Source organism: Bradyrhizobium sp. Bra64 (assembly GCF_024519875.1).
In the GTDB taxonomy this organism is placed as follows: Bacteria; Pseudomonadota; Alphaproteobacteria; order Rhizobiales; family Xanthobacteraceae; genus Bradyrhizobium; species Bradyrhizobium japonicum_G.
This window is the reverse complement of sequence record NZ_JALJRD010000015.1, coordinates 99,385-113,699: the sequence shown is the minus strand read 5'-3', so window position 1 is coordinate 113,699 and position 14,315 is coordinate 99,385. Positions and strand designations below refer to the sequence as shown.

The window sequence follows — 14,315 nt, the reverse complement described above, 5'->3', positions numbered from 1 at the left end:
CTTCGAGGCGCAGTTATTAGACCTCCCGGCTCCCCTTAGGCGACTTTTCGTCGCCGTGGTACCTAAAGGCTGAACGGGCCAGGCGACGACGAGCACGTCGCGAGCACCGTCTTGAGGCACACGAACGGGGACCGGGCTGATGCATCCTTGAGCCCCAAAAATGGGCGCAGCCTATCGTTGTCGCGCCTCGCCTAATCCAGAGCCGTTCGCAGTTCGGCTATCCGGATTTTCGTGTTGAATTGCTCTCGGACTTGGAGGTCAGTCCGCCTTTGTCCGCCTTGTGAACGGTTTCAATCGTCGGGTTGCCGCCCGGGCGGAAGGATTTGCAAATCGCTTCGCGACTGAGCCCGGTTTCCTTGGCGAACTGGCTGACTCCGCGCGCTTTGGCGATGTCGCCGATCGCGGCAGCTATGAAAGACGGATCATCCTCATTCAACGCCGCTTCCAGGTAAGCGATTTACTCTTCGAGGCTTTTCAGGTGGCCTTGAACATCGAACTTCGTGGTCTTGAGAGCCATGTCGTACCTCTTTCGCCACAGCGATCTCTTTCGGGAAAGAGCGGTCTTGAGGCTTTATCGCTACGGGCTGGACTGACGGTCCCCGTCCATCTAGCGCCTTATCAGCCATCCTCCGAAGGATACCACCTTGGACGAGAGTTGGCTGGTCCGCTACTCGCGCTTCGTAAACATCAAGATTCTCGGGGTTTTCGGACCGCGCCTAATCGTCGGGCGCGTCCCCGACCCAAAGTGACAGGTGGCTCGGCAGGCTTTAAGATCAAACTTCCAGCGGTCGGACTTCCCGAAGAACCTCTGGCGGGTTCGCCTTCTAGGCCCAAAGAGGCGCCCCTGCCGTTCGACAGCGAGCCATGGTCAAGGTATGGCCGAAGGTCCGATTGCCTTTCTGAAGAAGTAGTTCGTTCACTTAATCTCGCCAATTGCAGTGCATGCACACGCGTGAAGGTGATCGTCTTTGATGGTTGGAGGAAGTTTTGCTCTACGGCTCGGTCGCTCATCTCTACCAGAAATATCGCCCTCCCGTGGCGGAACTGTTACATAAAGATCAGTTGCGCTACTTGATCCGAAGCGTTGCATAAGCTTCAGAGCACCATCGTAGATGTCGACTAGGTACGGCTCAACGCGAGCGAGTTCCAAGGATGCTAGCAGCTTCCTTTTCAGGAGGTTTGGTTCTAACCAAGTCCTCTCCGCCGCAAGCAGGTCTAACATTACGGAAGAGAACGTTCCGTCTGAATAAGCGCCCTCGCGACTCGCAAACAAGGCCAACTGACGTCCGCTCGCGTGAACGTCCTCCAAGTTTGTCTCGTCAAGGCCGATAGCGGTCCGAGGCTTACGCCCGCACACATCTGCAAGAAAGATCTGTTCGGCGAAGCAGTCGTAGTTTGGTGTGAGCAAACGACGCAGGCGGTTGGTGGCGTTAAATACACGATTGGAAAACGTGTCGAGGTCAAAATCCTCGCAAACAAGGAGACGATTTTCCTTGGTGTCAACGTATCCATGGCCATACCAATAGCAGAACAAGCGCGAACCGGGATCCTGATTCTTGAAGAGGAGATTGAACCGTGTGTCGATCTCTACCCAAGTCGGAATTTTATGAAGATACTTTAGATGCTACTCATGGTTGCTTCGAAATCAAGAGTGATAGGGTAGGTCTCATTTGTTGATGTAGCCGACGATGTCAGGACAGCATCTGGAAACTGCGGGCCGATGCGCCTGCCGTGTGCCCAGCACGCGGCCTCAATGATCGGACCTCCTTTGCGGTTTGCTTGATAGAGCTTGCCGAAACCGGCGTAGGCGTCGGCCTGCATCGGTCCGGCATATCCTGCCAGATGTTCATCGCCACGATCGGGCGAGTAGAAGAACACGGCCGCCGGCCGATCGGGGCCGCCAAACGGGCGGTCGTCGCGCACATAGGTCCAGAGGCGACCGGTGCGGGTCTTGCCCTTGGCCAGGACCGGCACTGTGGTGCCGTCCGCGTGGATGCGTTCGGCCGCGAAGACATGGCTCCGCATCGCGTCAACCAGCGGCATCAGGGTTGCGGCGGGGGGGCCCACCCATTCCGCGAGCGTCGACACGTCGAGGTCGATGCCTTGACGCTGATAGACGTCGCTCTGACGATTGAGCGGCAGGTGCAGGCCGTACTTGGCGAACAAGACATGGGCCAGCAGCTTAGGCGCTGCACGCCCGCGCGCAATCGGGTGCGAGGGAGCCGGCGGCTGGGTGATCGCTTCGCAGGCTCGGCAGACGAGCTTGTCGCGCACGTGCTGGATCACTGGATCACTTTCCACTGGCGCGGAACGAGTTCCAGCGTCTCGGTCACGTCCTCGCCGATCTTGCGCAACCGGCAATCGCCGCAGCATGGGCACGTCGCAGGCACCGGATAGACAAGGCGCTCCCGCATGCTTCGGCAGCGGCCGGCGGACTGGCTTGCGGCGTTCGAACGATGGCACCGCAATCTTCTGGGCTGCCATCTGCGCCGCGGTCTCGGCTTGCGCCGCGTTCTCCTCAGGTCAGCGAGTTGTAGCTCGAGTTGGTCCAGCAAGGCGCCGCGCTCGGAGGACTGTCCGAACTGCTCGTGCCGCAGCTTCTTGATCGCGAGCTTGAGCTTCTCGATCAGCAGTCCGCACCTGGGCCTCCGCTTCCGCGGCCAAGCGGGCCACTCGCTCGGCGCGCAGCATCGCCTTCAGGGTGGTCACATCGTCGGGGAGAGAATCATCGGCGCCCATCGCCGATTAGAGAATCACGAGACCCCGGCTCTGTCCGAACTGCCGGTACTTGGGCCGAGCGTGCGAGTAAAGCGGCTTCAAGCGCGGCAAACTGGTCCGCTTCGAACTCCGCCAAAATTCTCGTTTGGTCAGGCCTTACCGACTCGCAGTTTGGGGCAAGCGCTTGTCGTTCCGCTTCTCGCCGTCGTTTCGATGGCGGCGGGCGGGTCACCGACCCACCCTTTTGATGGCACGCAAGAAGCCCCGGAAGTTCGAAAGAACTATTTTGTCCTAGAAGAACTTTGTTGTCTAAAACGAACTATTTTGGCTCCAGACAGGCCGGGGATCGAAGCATGAACGACGTCTAGACCTGCCGCTCGACCATCTTGAGCTTGAGCTCGGCGATGGCTTCCGCCGGGTTGAGGCCCTTCGGGCAGGCCTTGGCGCAGTTCATGATGGTGTGGCAGCGGTAGAGGCGGAACGGGTCCTCGAGATTGTCGAGACGCTCGCCGGTCGCTTCGTCGCGGGAATCGGACACCCAGCGGTTGGCCTGAAGCAGGGCTGCGGGACCGAGATAGCGGTCGCTGTTCCACCAATAGCTCGGGCACGAGGTCGAGCAGCAGGCGCAGAGGATGCACTCGTAGAGGCCGTCGAGCTTCTCGCGGTCCTCGTGGCTCTGGCGCCATTCCTTCTGCGGCGTCGGCGAGGTCGTCTTCAGCCACGGCTCGACCGAAGCGTACTGCGCATAGAAATTGGTGAGGTCGGGAACGAGGTCCTTCACGACCGGCTGGTGCGGCAGCGGGTTGATCTTGACCGCGCCGTCCTTGACGTCGTGCATCGAGCGGGTGCAGGCCAGCGTGTTCTGGCCGTCAATGTTCATGGCGCAGGAGCCGCAGACGCCTTCGCGGCAGGAGCGGCGGAACGTCAGCGACGGGTCGATGTGGTTCTTGATCCAGATCAGGCCGTCCAGCACCATCGGACCGCAGTCGTTGGTGTCGACGTAATAGGTGTCGACGCTCGGATTCTTGCCGTCGTCCGGATTCCAGCGATAGACGCGGAATTCGCGGACGTCAGTCGCGCCCACGGGCTTCGGCCAGGTCTTGCCGCCGGTGATCTTCGAGTTCTTCGGAAGTGCGAATTCAACCATTAGTCCTGCCTCTGGTTTTCCGCGTCATTGCCGGGCTTGACCCGGCGATCCATCGCTTCGGAAAGATGGATGCGCGGGTCAAGCCCGCGCATGACGAGTCTTGATCAATACACCCGCGCCTTCGGCGGGATGTACTGCACGTCGTTGGTCATGGTGTAGTCGTGAACCGGGCGGTACTCGATCTTGACCTTGCCGGCATCGTCCAGCCAGGCCAGCGTGTGCTTCATCCAGTTCTTGTCGTCGCGCGCCGAAAAATCCTCGCGGGCATGGGCGCCGCGGCTTTCGGTGCGGTTGGCGGCCGAGTTCATCGTCACCACCGCCTGCGCGATCAGATTGTCGAACTCCAGCGTCTCGACGAGGTCGGAGTTCCACACCAGCGAGCGGTCGGACACGGCGATGTCGGTGATGCCGCTGTGGACCTTCTCGATCAGGTTCTGGCCTTCGCTCAAAACCTCGCCGGTGCGGAACACCGCGCAATTGCTCTGCATCACGTGCTGCATGCCTTCGCGCAGCTTCGCGGTCGGCGTGCCGCCGGAGGCGTAGCGGTAATGGTCGAGGCGGCCGAGCGCCAGATCGGACGAGTTTGCCGGCAACTCCGGCTGGCTGGCGTTCGGCGTGAGCTTCTCGGCGAGGCGGAGCGCGGCGGCGCGGCCGAACACGACGAGGTCGATCAGCGAGTTGGAGCCGAGGCGGTTGGCGCCGTGCACGGAGACGCAGGCCGCTTCGCCGATCGCCATCAGGCCGGGGATGATGGCGTTGTCGTCGCCGTCCCTCTTGGTCAGCACTTCGCCGTGATAGTTCGTCGGGATGCCGCCCATGTTGTAGTGCACGGTCGGCACGATCGGGATCGGCTCGCGCGTCACGTCGACATTGGCGAAGATCTTTGCGGATTCGGAGATGCCCGGCAGGCGCTCGGCGAGCACCGCGGGATCGAGATGGTCGAGGTGAAGGAAGATGTGGTCCTTCTTCTTGCCGACGCCGCGTCCCTCGCGGATCTCGATGGTCATCGCGCGCGAGACGACGTCGCGCGAGGCGAGGTCCTTTGCGGACGGCGCATAGCGCTCCATGAAGCGCTCGCCCTCGGCGTTGACGAGATAGCCGCCTTCGCCGCGTGCACCTTCGGTGACGAGACAGCCCGAGCCGTAGATGCCGGTCGGGTGGAACTGCACGAACTCCATGTCCTGCATCGGCAGGCCTGCGCGCAGCACCATGCCGCCGCCGTCGCCGGTGCAGGTGTGCGCCGAGGTGCAGGAGGCATAGGCGCGGCCATAGCCGCCGGTCGCCAGGATCACGGTCTGGGCGCGGAAGCGGTGCAGCGTGCCGTCGTCGAGCTTGAGCGCAATGACGCCGCGGCAGGTGCCCTGGTCGTCCATGATCAGGTCGATGGCGAAGAACTCGATGAAGAACTCGGCCGCGTGGCGCAGCGACTGGCCGTACATCGTGTGCAGCATGGCGTGGCCGGTGCGGTCGGCGGCGGCGCAGGTGCGCTGCGCCTGGCCCTTGCCGTAGTCCATGGTCATGCCGCCGAACGGGCGCTGGTAGATCTTGCCGTCCTCGGTGCGCGAGAACGGCACGCCCCAATGCTCGAGCTCGTAGACCGCCTCGGGCGCGTTGCGCACCATGTATTCGATCGCGTCCTGGTCGCCCAGCCAGTCCGACCCCTTCACGGTGTCGTACATATGCCAGCGCCAGTCGTCCTTGTGCATGTTGCCGAGCGAGGCCGAGATGCCACCCTGCGCCGCGACCGTGTGCGAACGGGTCGGAAACACCTTGGTGATGCAGGCGGTACGAAGTCCGGCTTCGCTGCAGCCGACCACGGCGCGCAGGCCCGCGCCGCCGGCGCCCACCACGACGACGTCGTAGGTGTGGTCTTCGATCGGATAGGCCTTGCCGTTGGTGGCGGGAGCGCCATTGCTCTCTGCGGCCGATGTTCCGGTAACCATGGGTTACACTCCGGATGAAAGTTTCAGGATCGCGTAGGTCGAGGCGAGCGCCACGGCGATCGAGAAGAAGTTGTTGAGCATGATCGAGACGAGCTTCAGCTTCTCGTTATGGATGTAGTCCTCGATCACCACCTGCATGCCGATCTTCATGTGCCAGGCGCTGGCGAAGATGAAGAGCAGGAGGATCACCGCGATCGGCAGCGAGCCGAGGATCTGCGCGGCACCGGCCTGGTTGCGGCCGAGCAGCATCATGACGATCACGATCACGGGGATCATCAGCAGCGTCATGGCGACGCCGGTGATGCGCTGGCGCCAGAAGTCGGAGGTGCCGGAATGGGCGGCGCCGAGATTGCGGACGCGGCCAAGCGGGGTGCGCATGCTGCGCTTCGGCGTATCGGTCGCGCTCATCGTCCGCCTCCGATCGCATAGGCGACGATCCAGATCAGCACCGTCAGCACGATGCCGCCGATCAGCGCGCCCCAGGTCAGGGCCTCGCGCTCATTGGCCTTGAAGCCGTAGCCGAGGTCCCAGACGAAATGCCGGATGCCGCTCAGCATATGGTGCATCAGCGCCCAGGTGTAGCCGAACACGATCAGCCGGCCGATGATGCTGCCGGTGAAGGCCTGGACGTGGCCGTAGGCGGCAGGGCCGGAAGCCGCGGCAATCAGCCACCAGGCCAGCAGCAGGGTTCCTGCGTAAAGGGCGATTCCGGTGGCACGATGGACGATGGAAAGCGCCATCGTCAGCGTCCAGCGGTAGACTTGCATGTGTGGTGAAAGCGGTCGTTCGATCCGTGCGGTCATGGGCTTCGATTGCTTTATTGCGGCCCAGCATGGGGCGCGCGGGGATCGCGAGAGGTCGGCTCTATTTACGGAGTCGATTCCGCCTGCGCAATCACCAAATCGCCATAAATCGAACCTCGGTTCAGCGCTATGGCGTTGATGAAACAAGGCCAATCGGGTGCTTGGTATACCAGAGCGCTGGCCTATTCACCAAAAAAAGAATATTAATTCATTCTTTATGATAGCCATCCATGGCCTTTGAAATCGCTGTTGGAACGCCTCTAAACGGACCATCCCGTCCAAACCGATCAAGGCGCGGGCCAGGCGCCCTTCCGAACCGGTCCGCCACCCCACCGCCGCGCCAATTTTGCGGCTTGCCGCGGATATGCACACCCTGCATTCCACCCCAGCCAAGGGACGAGACGTGTCGACCTCGGAAACCGGATCGCCTACAGCTTTCCGCGCAGCCATTTCCGAGCGATGCATCGGACAAGTTGCGACCAGTCGCCGGGGCAGGTCAGGGGTGATTGCAGGACTCGATATCAAGGAAATCGTCGAGCTCGCCCTGCTGCTGATCGCAACGGGTGCGCTCTCGGGATTCCTGGCCGGCGTGTTCGGGATCGGCGGCGGCGCGATTCTGGTGCCGGTGTTCTACGAATGCTTCCGCATCGCCGGTGTGCCGCTCGAGGTCCGCATGCCGCTTTGCGTCGGCACCTCGCTCGCCGTGATCATCCCGACCTCGATCCGCTCGTTCCAGGCCCATTACAAGCGCGGCGCGGTCGACATGGCGATCCTGCGCGGCTGGTGGCTGCCGATCGTGATCGGCGTCGTCGCCGGCAGCGTGGTCGCGCGCCACGCGCCGGAGCGGCTGTTCAAGATCGTGTTCGTCGCCGTTGCCTGGTCAGCCGCACTGCGGCTGATCTTCGCGCGCGAGAGCTGGAAGCTCGGCGATGATTTGCCGAAGGGCGTGTTGATGCGTGCCTACGGCTTCTGCGTCGGCATCCTGTCGACGCTGATGGGCATCGGCGGCGGATTGTTCTCCAACCTGCTGATGACGTTCTACGGCCGTCCGATCCATCAGGCGGTCGCGACCTCGTCCGCGCTCGCCGTGCTGATCTCGATCCCCGGTGCGCTCGGCTATATCTATGCCGGCTGGCCGGCGGCGGCGAACTATCCAGGCGTTGCGGCTCTGCAAGTCCCGTTCGCGCTCGGATACGTCTCGCTGATCGGTGCGGTCTTGGTGATGCCGATGAGTCTGGTGACAGCACCGCTCGGCGTGAGGGCCGCGCACGCAATGTCGAAGCGGACGCTGGAGATGGCGTTCGGGGGCTATCTGTTTATCGTCGGCAGCAGGTTTGTGATGAGTTTATTGGGCGGACAGTAACCGCCGCAAATTCCGTCATTGCGAGCGCAGCGAAGCAATCCAGAGTCTTTCCGCGGAGGGTGTCTGGATTGCTTCGTCGCAAGGGCTCCTCGCAATGACGAGGCGAGAGAGCCGGGCACGCCCCTATTTCTTCGCGTAGATATCCTTGTACGTATCCCGCAGCACGTTCTTCTGCACCTTGCCCATCGTGTTGCGCGGCAGCTCGTCGACGACGAAGACGCGCTTGGGCATCTTGAACTTGGCCAGCCTTCCGTCGAGCGCCTTCAGCACAGCGGCTTCCGTGACATCGACGCCCTTGTTGCAGACCAGCACTGCAGTGACGCCCTCGCCGAAATCGGCATGCGGCACGCCGATCACGGCGGATTCGATCACGCCCGGCATGGCGTCGATCTCGCTCTCGATCTCCTTCGGATAGACATTGAAGCCGCCGGAAATCACGAGGTCCTTGCCGCGGCCGAGAATGTGGACGTAGCCCTTGGCGTCGATCTTGCCGAGATCGCCGGTGATGAAGAAGCCGTCGTCACGGAATTCGGCCTTGGTCTTCTCGGGCATGCGCCAATAGCCCTTGAATACGTTCGGGCCCTTGACCTCGATCATGCCGATCTCGTCGCGCGGCAATTCCTTGGCTGTCTCGGGATCGGTGACACGCACGGAGACGCCGGGCAGCGGGAAGCCGACCGCGCCGGGCACGCGCTCGCCGTCATAGGGATTCGACGTGTTCATGTTGGTCTCGGTCATGCCGTAGCGCTCGAGCACCGCATGTCCCGTCCGCGCCGACCATTCGCGATGGGTCTCGGCGAGCAGCGGCGCGGAGCCCGAGATGAACAGGCGCATGTGCTTTGTGGTCTCGCGCGACAGCGCGGAATTTTGCAGCAGGCGCGTATAGAAGGTCGGCACGCCCATCAGCACGGTGGCGCGCGCCATCAGCTTGATGATCAGGTCCGGGTCGAGCTTCGGCAGGAAGATCATCGCGGCGCGCGCAAACAGCGTCACGTTGGTCGCCACGAACAGGCCGTGGGTGTGGTAGATCGGCAGCGCGTGGATCAGCACGTCGTTGTCGGTGAAGCGCCAGTAGCCGACCAGGCTCAGCGAGTTCGACGCCAGATTGTCGTGCGTCAGCATCGCGCCCTTGGAGCGGCCGGTGGTGCCTGACGTGTAGAGGATCGCGGCAAGATCGTCGTTTGCCCGCGGCACCGTCGCGAATTCGCTGCTGGCCTTGTCGGCTGCTTCCGTCAGCGAGCCCTTGCCGTCGGGTCCGAGCGTCTCGACCCTGGCCTTCACCTTGGCGGCGATCGGGGCGAAGCCTTCCGCCTTGGCGGGATCGCAGACCACCAGCGACGGCTCGGCATCGCCGATGAAGTAATCGAGCTCGTTGAGCGTATAGGCGGTATTGAGCGGCAGATAGACCGCGCCGGCCCGCACGGTCGCCAGATACAGCACGATGTTGGTGACCGATTTCTCCACCTGCACCGCGACGCGGTCGCCGGGCTTCACGCCGCGCGCGACCAGCACATTCGCCATCTGCCCGGCCCGGGCGATCAGATCGCCATAGCTGATGCGGGCGCCGTCATGGGTCTCGATCGCGAGGCGTTTGGGATCGTCCAGGCCGTCGAACAGGCGGGAAAACAGATTGGCGTTGGCTGCTTGGTTCATGCAAGATTTCCTCGACCGCAAGGCTCGTCAGACAAGGCTCGTCAGACAAGGCCGGTCAAAACCGAGGGCTGGATTAGCAAAAACCGCCCCGATGAAGCAACGGAGACAGTTTGCATGACAAAAAACGGGAAACGCGTGGCCTGGGTGACAGGCGGGGGCAGCGGGATCGGGGAAGCCGGCGCCGAGGCGCTGGCGGCCGACGGCTGGACGGTGGTTGTCTCGGGCCGCCGCAAGGACGCCCTGGAGACCGTGGTCGCCAAGATCACCGGGGCGGGCGGGGCCGCCGAGGCCATCGCGCTCGACGTGTCGGTCGCGGCCGAGGCCCAGAAGGCGGCCGATCAGATCGTCGCCAGGCACGGCCGGATCGACCTGCTCGTCAACAATGCCGGCATCAATGTCCCCAAGCGGAGCTGGAAGGACATGGAACTGGAGGGCTGGGACAGACTGGTCCAGGTCAATCTCAACGGCGTGCTCTATTGCATGCGCGCGGTGCTGCCGACGATGCGCAAGCAGCAGGACGGCTCCATCATCAACGTCTCGTCCTGGGCCGGCCGCCACGTCTCGAAGATGCCGGGCCCGGCCTACACCACCACCAAGCATGCGGTGCTGGCGCTGACCCATTCCTTCAACATGGACGAATGCGTCAACGGCCTGCGCGCCTGCTGCCTGATGCCGGGCGAGGTCGCGACGCCGATCCTGAAGCTGCGCCCGGTGGTGCCGAGCGCGGAGGAGCAGGCAAAGATGCTGCAATCCGAAGATCTCGGCCGCACCATCGCGTTCATCGCCTCGATGCCGCCGCGCGTCTGCATCAACGAGCTGCTGATCAGCCCGACGCATAATCGCGGGTTCATCCAGACGCCGCACAACAGGGATTGAGGGCAGGCGGGATCCTCCAAGCTCGTCATTGCGAGCGAAGCGAAGCAATCCAGAGATGTTTCCGCAGAAGCAGTCTGGATTTCTTCGTCGCCTTGCCCCTCGCAATGACGGCCCCCACGAACGTCCCCCCGCTTAGTTTCACTCATCACGATAAATTATTGTTCGAAACCGCTTCGCTAAACCTCCCGTAGTTCGGTCAACGACGCGCTACTGCCTCACGTCAAACTGTCGCAGGCGCCGTTGTTGCCCAACGCAAACGCCGGCAAATCGCCGGTCACAATTCAATCGGGAGACTCTCCATGTCGAAGCGTATTGCCTATCTCGCTGCCGCCGCTTTCAGCGCGCTGGCCATCACCGCGACCGTCGTTGCGCCCGTTCGTGCCGAGGAGAAGACCGTCATGGTCGGCGGCGCCGCGATGTTCCCGTCCAAGAACATCGTCCAGAACGCGGTCAACTCGAAGGATCACACCACGCTCGTGGCGGCGGTGAAGGCGGCCGGCCTGGTGCCGACGCTGGAAGGCAAGGGCCCGTTCACGGTGTTTGCGCCGACCAACGCCGCTTTCGGCAAGCTGCCGGCCGGCACCGTCGACAATCTGGTCAAGCCCGAGAACAAGGCGACGCTGACCAAGATCCTCACCTACCATGTCGTGCCCGGCAAGCTCGAGGCCTCCGACCTCACCGATGGCAAGAAGCTGAAGACCGCCGAGGGCGAGGAGCTGACGGTGAAGAAGCAGGACGGCAAGGTCTGGATCGTCGACGCCAAGGGCGGCACCTCGATGGTGACGATCTCCAACGTCAACCAGTCGAACGGCGTCATCCATGTGGTCGACACCGTGCTGATGCCGGCGACGTAACACCGCGCGATCCTGTTTCATCCCCGTCAGGATGCGACGAAAACGGCGAGCCGGGGTGCCCGGCTCGCTTTTTTGTGAGCACCATAGCCCGGCGATATCGATTCGATGCCTCGCGGGGCGTAACGAAAGCGGAAGCATCGGCGTATAATTGCTGTCAGGCGACGTTCAGGACGGAACCATCATGTCGAGTCTCACAGCCACCGACGAGCAGGTCAGCGCCACCCCGGCCAAGATCATCCAGCCGGGCTGGGTCCGCGTCATGCACTGGATCAACGCCTTTGCCATGATCCTGATGATCCTGTCGGGCTGGCAGATCTACAACGCCTCGCCGCTGTTCGGCTTCAGCTTTCCGCGCGACTACACGCTGGGCGGCTGGCTCGGCGGCGGCCTGCTCTGGCATTTTGCGGCGATGTGGCTGTTGATGATCAACGGCCTCGCCTATCTCGTCACCGGCTTCGCCACCGGCCGCTTCCGCAAGAAATTGCTGCCGATCACCCCGTCGGGCGTGCTCCACGACGTCAGGGCTGCCCTGACATTCAAGCTCGGCCATGACGACCTCACCGTCTACAATTACGTGCAGCGGACGCTCTATGCCGGCATCATACTGGTCGGCGTGCTGATCGTGCTGTCGGGGCTGGGGATGTGGAAGCCCGTGCAGCTGCACTGGCTCGTGAGCCTGTTCGGCGACTATCCGACCGCGCGCTACGTCCATTTCTTCTGCATGGCCGCGATCTGCGCGTTCCTCGTCATTCATGTCCTGCTCGCGCTGCTGGTGCCGAAGAGCCTGCGTGCGATGATCATCGGCCGTTGAGCGGAGGGAGAACCATGGCCAAGCGTTCATTCCTGATCCCCGGCGTCGACAAGCGGCTGCTGATCAAGGACTCCATCAAGACGATGCCGGATGTCAGCCGCCGCCGCTTCATCGCGGGCGGCGCCAGCCTGGGCGCGCTGACGCTGCTCACCGGCTGCGACGTGATCGACTCGTCCTCGGCCGAGGAGATGCTGAAGAGTGTCTCGAAGTTCAACGACGCCGTGCAGGATTTCATCTTCAATCCCGACGCGCTGGCGCCGACGTTCCCGGAGAGCGCGATCACGAAGCCGTTCCCGTTCAACGCCTATTACGATCTCGACGATGCGCCCGAGGTTTCGGCCGCCGACTGGAAGCTCGAGGTGCGCGGCCTCGTCGACAACAAGAAATCCTGGACGCTTCCGGAATTGTACAAGCTGCCGCAGGTCACCCAGATCACCCGTCATATCTGCGTCGAGGGCTGGAGTGCGATCGGCAGCTGGACCGGTACGCCGCTGCGCGACTTCCTCAAGCTGATCGGCGCCGACACCCGCGCGAAGTATGTCTGGTTCCAGTGCGCCGACAAGGACGGCTACAATTCGCCCCTGGACATGCGCAGTGCGCTGCATCCGCAAACGCAGATGACGTTCAAATACGCGAACGACATCCTGCCGCGCGCTTATGGTTTTCCAATGAAGATCCGCGTGCCGACAAAACTCGGCTTCAAGAACCCGAAATACGTGGTCTCGATGGAGGTCACCAACGACTACAAGGGCGGCTATTGGGAAGACCAGGGGTACAATTCGTTCAGCGGCAGCTAGCTGTAGTCCCGGCCTTCGCCGGGACGACACCGTTTATGCTGAAACTTTCGGCCCCACCTTCCGCTGGCATAGCGCCGCAACCGCCCCCAGCGCCAGCAGCGCCGCCGACACATTGAGCGCATAACTCAAGCTCCCCAGCGCATCCGTGATGGCGCCGACCACGATCGGGCCGAGCGTCTGGCCGACGCCGAACGAGATCGTCATCGCCGCGATCGCGGTCGGCCACCTCTCCGGCGGATAGTTGAAGCGGACGAAGGCGGTGGTCGAGCCGACGACGGCGAAGAAGGCGACGCCGAACACCACCGCCGAGACCGCGAGCCATGCCGGCGAATGCCCGAGCATCGGCAAGGCGGCGCCGAGCGCGTTGGTGCCGAGGATGATGGCGGTGGCGAGGCCGCCGCGATCGAGCGCCAGAACGCCGCGCCAGACCCAGGGCGTGACGAAGGCGCTGAGACCGATCAGGCTCCAGAATGCGGCCTGCGCCGCGGCCCCGCCGCCGCCGTCGCGCACATAGGCGATCATGAAGGTCATGTAGGCGATGTAGCCGGCGCCGAACAGGAAGTAGGCGGCCAGATAAATCAGTATGGGAAGAATCGCGAACGACGCGTGGCTGCCTTCCGAGAAACGCGCGCCGCTCTCGATGCGGGTCAGGAACAGCGGCGCGGTCATGAGCGCCGAGAGCAGCGTCAGCGCCCACCACACCATCCACCACGAGCCCGGCCCGAAATATTGCAGCGTGAACGGGGCGATCAGCCCCGAAGAGAGAATGCCGATGCCGGGGCCGGCATAGAACAGGCTGAGCAGGAAATTGGCCCGCTCGGGGCGCGACTGCGCGATGGTCGCGGCCAGCGCGCCGCCGGCGACGAAGCCCGCGGCGGCGCCCAGGCCGAGCACGAGACGCGCGAGGCTCAGGGCGACGAAATTCCCGGTCAGCGCGCAGGTGGCGAGCGCGGCCACGCAGGCCAGGGTTCCGCCGCGGATCGCGGCCGACCAGCCGACCCGCTGGATCAGCCGGGATGCCACCAGGGCTCCGACGAGGTAGCCGACGGCGTTGATGGTGTTCATGAAACCGGCCGCCGAGTAGGACCAGCCGAGATCCTCCCGCATGTCCGGCAACACCAGCGCATAGGCAAAGCGCCCGATACCGAGCCCGACCGTCGCCGCCAGCGACAGGGTCAGGATCAGCCGCGCGGGGTGTGCGTCGGGCGGGGGGCGGTCAGGTGCGTGCAAGGAGGTACTCCGGCCCGCGCAGTGTGGCAGGCCCCGCCTGCCTTGCACAGCCGCGCCTCGGCAATGGTGTCTTGCCAAGCGCGCAACGCCGCTCTAGCACTCCGGCCGAAATTCGATCTC

At 63.3% G+C, this 14,315-nt stretch carries 15 protein-coding genes; 6 read left to right on the top strand and 9 right to left on the bottom strand.

Annotation, left to right across the window (positions count from 1 at the left end; genetic code table 11):
- Positions 1–217: 217 nt before the first annotated feature.
- Positions 218–448, bottom strand: a complete 231-nt coding sequence (locus tag NR187_RS30260) for an addiction module antidote protein (protein ID WP_256808769.1) — start codon at positions 446–448, stop codon at positions 218–220.
- 846 nt (positions 449–1,294) lie between these two features.
- Between NR187_RS30260 and NR187_RS30255 the strand changes: the two genes are divergently transcribed.
- A complete protein-coding gene (locus tag NR187_RS30255) occupies positions 1,295–1,621 on the top strand; it encodes a hypothetical protein (RefSeq protein ID WP_256808752.1) in 327 nt (108 codons plus the stop codon).
- Here the strand turns inward: NR187_RS30255 and NR187_RS30250 are convergent.
- From NR187_RS30250 to sdhC, 6 genes are all read right to left on the bottom strand, one after another.
- Positions 1,618–2,286, bottom strand: a complete 669-nt coding sequence (locus NR187_RS30250) for an IS66 family transposase (RefSeq protein WP_256808750.1) — start codon at positions 2,284–2,286, stop codon at positions 1,618–1,620. The genes NR187_RS30255 and NR187_RS30250 overlap by 4 nt on opposite strands.
- Complete coding sequence (locus NR187_RS30245; RefSeq protein WP_256808749.1) at positions 2,283–2,414, bottom strand: IS66 family transposase zinc-finger binding domain-containing protein; 132 nt, start codon at positions 2,412–2,414, stop codon at positions 2,283–2,285. The genes NR187_RS30250 and NR187_RS30245 overlap by 4 nt, the downstream gene beginning before the upstream one ends.
- A gap of 668 nt (positions 2,415–3,082) precedes the next feature.
- The gene (locus NR187_RS30240; RefSeq protein ID WP_211383665.1) at positions 3,083–3,865 is read right to left on the bottom strand and encodes a succinate dehydrogenase iron-sulfur subunit; all 783 of its coding nucleotides are present in this window, start codon (positions 3,863–3,865) and stop codon (positions 3,083–3,085) included.
- 104 nt (positions 3,866–3,969) lie between these two features.
- Positions 3,970–5,808 carry a succinate dehydrogenase flavoprotein subunit gene (sdhA, locus tag NR187_RS30235; protein ID WP_256808747.1) on the bottom strand — a complete coding sequence of 613 codons (1,839 nt, stop codon included), beginning with the start codon at positions 5,806–5,808 and terminating at the stop codon, positions 3,970–3,972.
- 3 nt (positions 5,809–5,811) lie between these two features.
- The gene (gene sdhD, locus NR187_RS30230; RefSeq protein WP_211383663.1) at positions 5,812–6,216 is read right to left on the bottom strand and encodes a succinate dehydrogenase, hydrophobic membrane anchor protein; all 405 of its coding nucleotides are present in this window, start codon (positions 6,214–6,216) and stop codon (positions 5,812–5,814) included.
- Positions 6,213–6,611: a succinate dehydrogenase, cytochrome b556 subunit gene (sdhC, locus tag NR187_RS30225; protein ID WP_211383662.1), complete on the bottom strand. Its 399-nt coding sequence runs from the start codon at positions 6,609–6,611 to the stop codon at positions 6,213–6,215. Before sdhC ends, sdhD begins: the two co-directional genes overlap by 4 nt.
- 502 nt (positions 6,612–7,113) lie before the next feature.
- Here sdhC and NR187_RS30220 point away from each other — a divergent pair.
- Positions 7,114–7,974, top strand: coding sequence for a sulfite exporter TauE/SafE family protein (locus tag NR187_RS30220; protein ID WP_211383661.1), 861 nt, complete (start codon positions 7,114–7,116; stop codon positions 7,972–7,974).
- A gap of 123 nt (positions 7,975–8,097) precedes the next feature.
- On the opposite strand, the gene NR187_RS30215 is transcribed toward NR187_RS30220, so the two are convergent.
- Positions 8,098–9,627: a malonyl-CoA synthase gene (locus tag NR187_RS30215; RefSeq protein WP_211383660.1), complete on the bottom strand. Its 1,530-nt coding sequence runs from the start codon at positions 9,625–9,627 to the stop codon at positions 8,098–8,100.
- 114 nt (positions 9,628–9,741) lie between these two features.
- On the opposite strand from NR187_RS30215, the gene NR187_RS30210 reads away from it, so the two are divergent.
- The 4 genes from NR187_RS30210 to NR187_RS30195 all read left to right on the top strand — a co-directional run bounded on the left by NR187_RS30210 (position 9,742) and on the right by NR187_RS30195 (position 12,965).
- Positions 9,742–10,503: an SDR family oxidoreductase gene (locus NR187_RS30210; protein WP_256808746.1), complete on the top strand. Its 762-nt coding sequence runs from the start codon at positions 9,742–9,744 to the stop codon at positions 10,501–10,503.
- Between the two features lie 299 nt (positions 10,504–10,802).
- A complete protein-coding gene (locus tag NR187_RS30205; protein ID WP_211383658.1) occupies positions 10,803–11,357 on the top strand; it encodes a fasciclin domain-containing protein in 555 nt (184 codons plus the stop codon).
- A 181-nt stretch (positions 11,358–11,538) separates the two neighbouring features.
- A complete protein-coding gene (locus NR187_RS30200; RefSeq protein WP_256808744.1) occupies positions 11,539–12,168 on the top strand; it encodes a cytochrome b/b6 domain-containing protein in 630 nt (209 codons plus the stop codon).
- Between the two features lie 14 nt (positions 12,169–12,182).
- Complete coding sequence (locus NR187_RS30195) at positions 12,183–12,965, top strand: molybdopterin-dependent oxidoreductase (protein ID WP_211383656.1); 783 nt, start codon at positions 12,183–12,185, stop codon at positions 12,963–12,965.
- A gap of 33 nt (positions 12,966–12,998) precedes the next feature.
- Here the strand turns inward: NR187_RS30195 and NR187_RS30190 are convergent, their stop codons facing one another.
- Positions 12,999–14,195, bottom strand: coding sequence for a YbfB/YjiJ family MFS transporter (locus tag NR187_RS30190; protein WP_211383655.1), 1,197 nt, complete (start codon positions 14,193–14,195; stop codon positions 12,999–13,001).
- Positions 14,196–14,315 lie beyond the last annotated feature (120 nt).

Excerpts from the sequence above, each read along its gene's own strand:
- sdhA (WP_256808747.1), bottom strand. The coding sequence starts at position 5,808 with ATGGTTACCGGAACATCGGCCGCAGAGAGCAATGGCGCTCCCGCCACC.
- NR187_RS30210 (WP_256808746.1), top strand. The coding sequence starts at position 9,742 with ATGACAAAAAACGGGAAACGCGTGGCCTGGGTGACAGGCGGGGGCAGC.
- NR187_RS30205 (WP_211383658.1), top strand. The coding sequence starts at position 10,803 with ATGTCGAAGCGTATTGCCTATCTCGCTGCCGCCGCTTTCAGCGCGCTG.
- NR187_RS30195 (WP_211383656.1), top strand. The coding sequence starts at position 12,183 with ATGGCCAAGCGTTCATTCCTGATCCCCGGCGTCGACAAGCGGCTGCTG.
- sdhD (WP_211383663.1), bottom strand. The coding sequence starts at position 6,216 with ATGAGCGCGACCGATACGCCGAAGCGCAGCATGCGCACCCCGCTTGGC.
- NR187_RS30245 (WP_256808749.1), bottom strand. The coding sequence starts at position 2,414 with ATGCGGGAGCGCCTTGTCTATCCGGTGCCTGCGACGTGCCCATGCTGC.
- NR187_RS30240 (WP_211383665.1), bottom strand. The coding sequence starts at position 3,865 with ATGGTTGAATTCGCACTTCCGAAGAACTCGAAGATCACCGGCGGCAAG.
- sdhC (WP_211383662.1), bottom strand. The coding sequence starts at position 6,611 with ATGACCGCACGGATCGAACGACCGCTTTCACCACACATGCAAGTCTAC.
- NR187_RS30215 (WP_211383660.1), bottom strand. The coding sequence starts at position 9,627 with ATGAACCAAGCAGCCAACGCCAATCTGTTTTCCCGCCTGTTCGACGGC.
- NR187_RS30200 (WP_256808744.1), top strand. The coding sequence starts at position 11,539 with ATGTCGAGTCTCACAGCCACCGACGAGCAGGTCAGCGCCACCCCGGCC.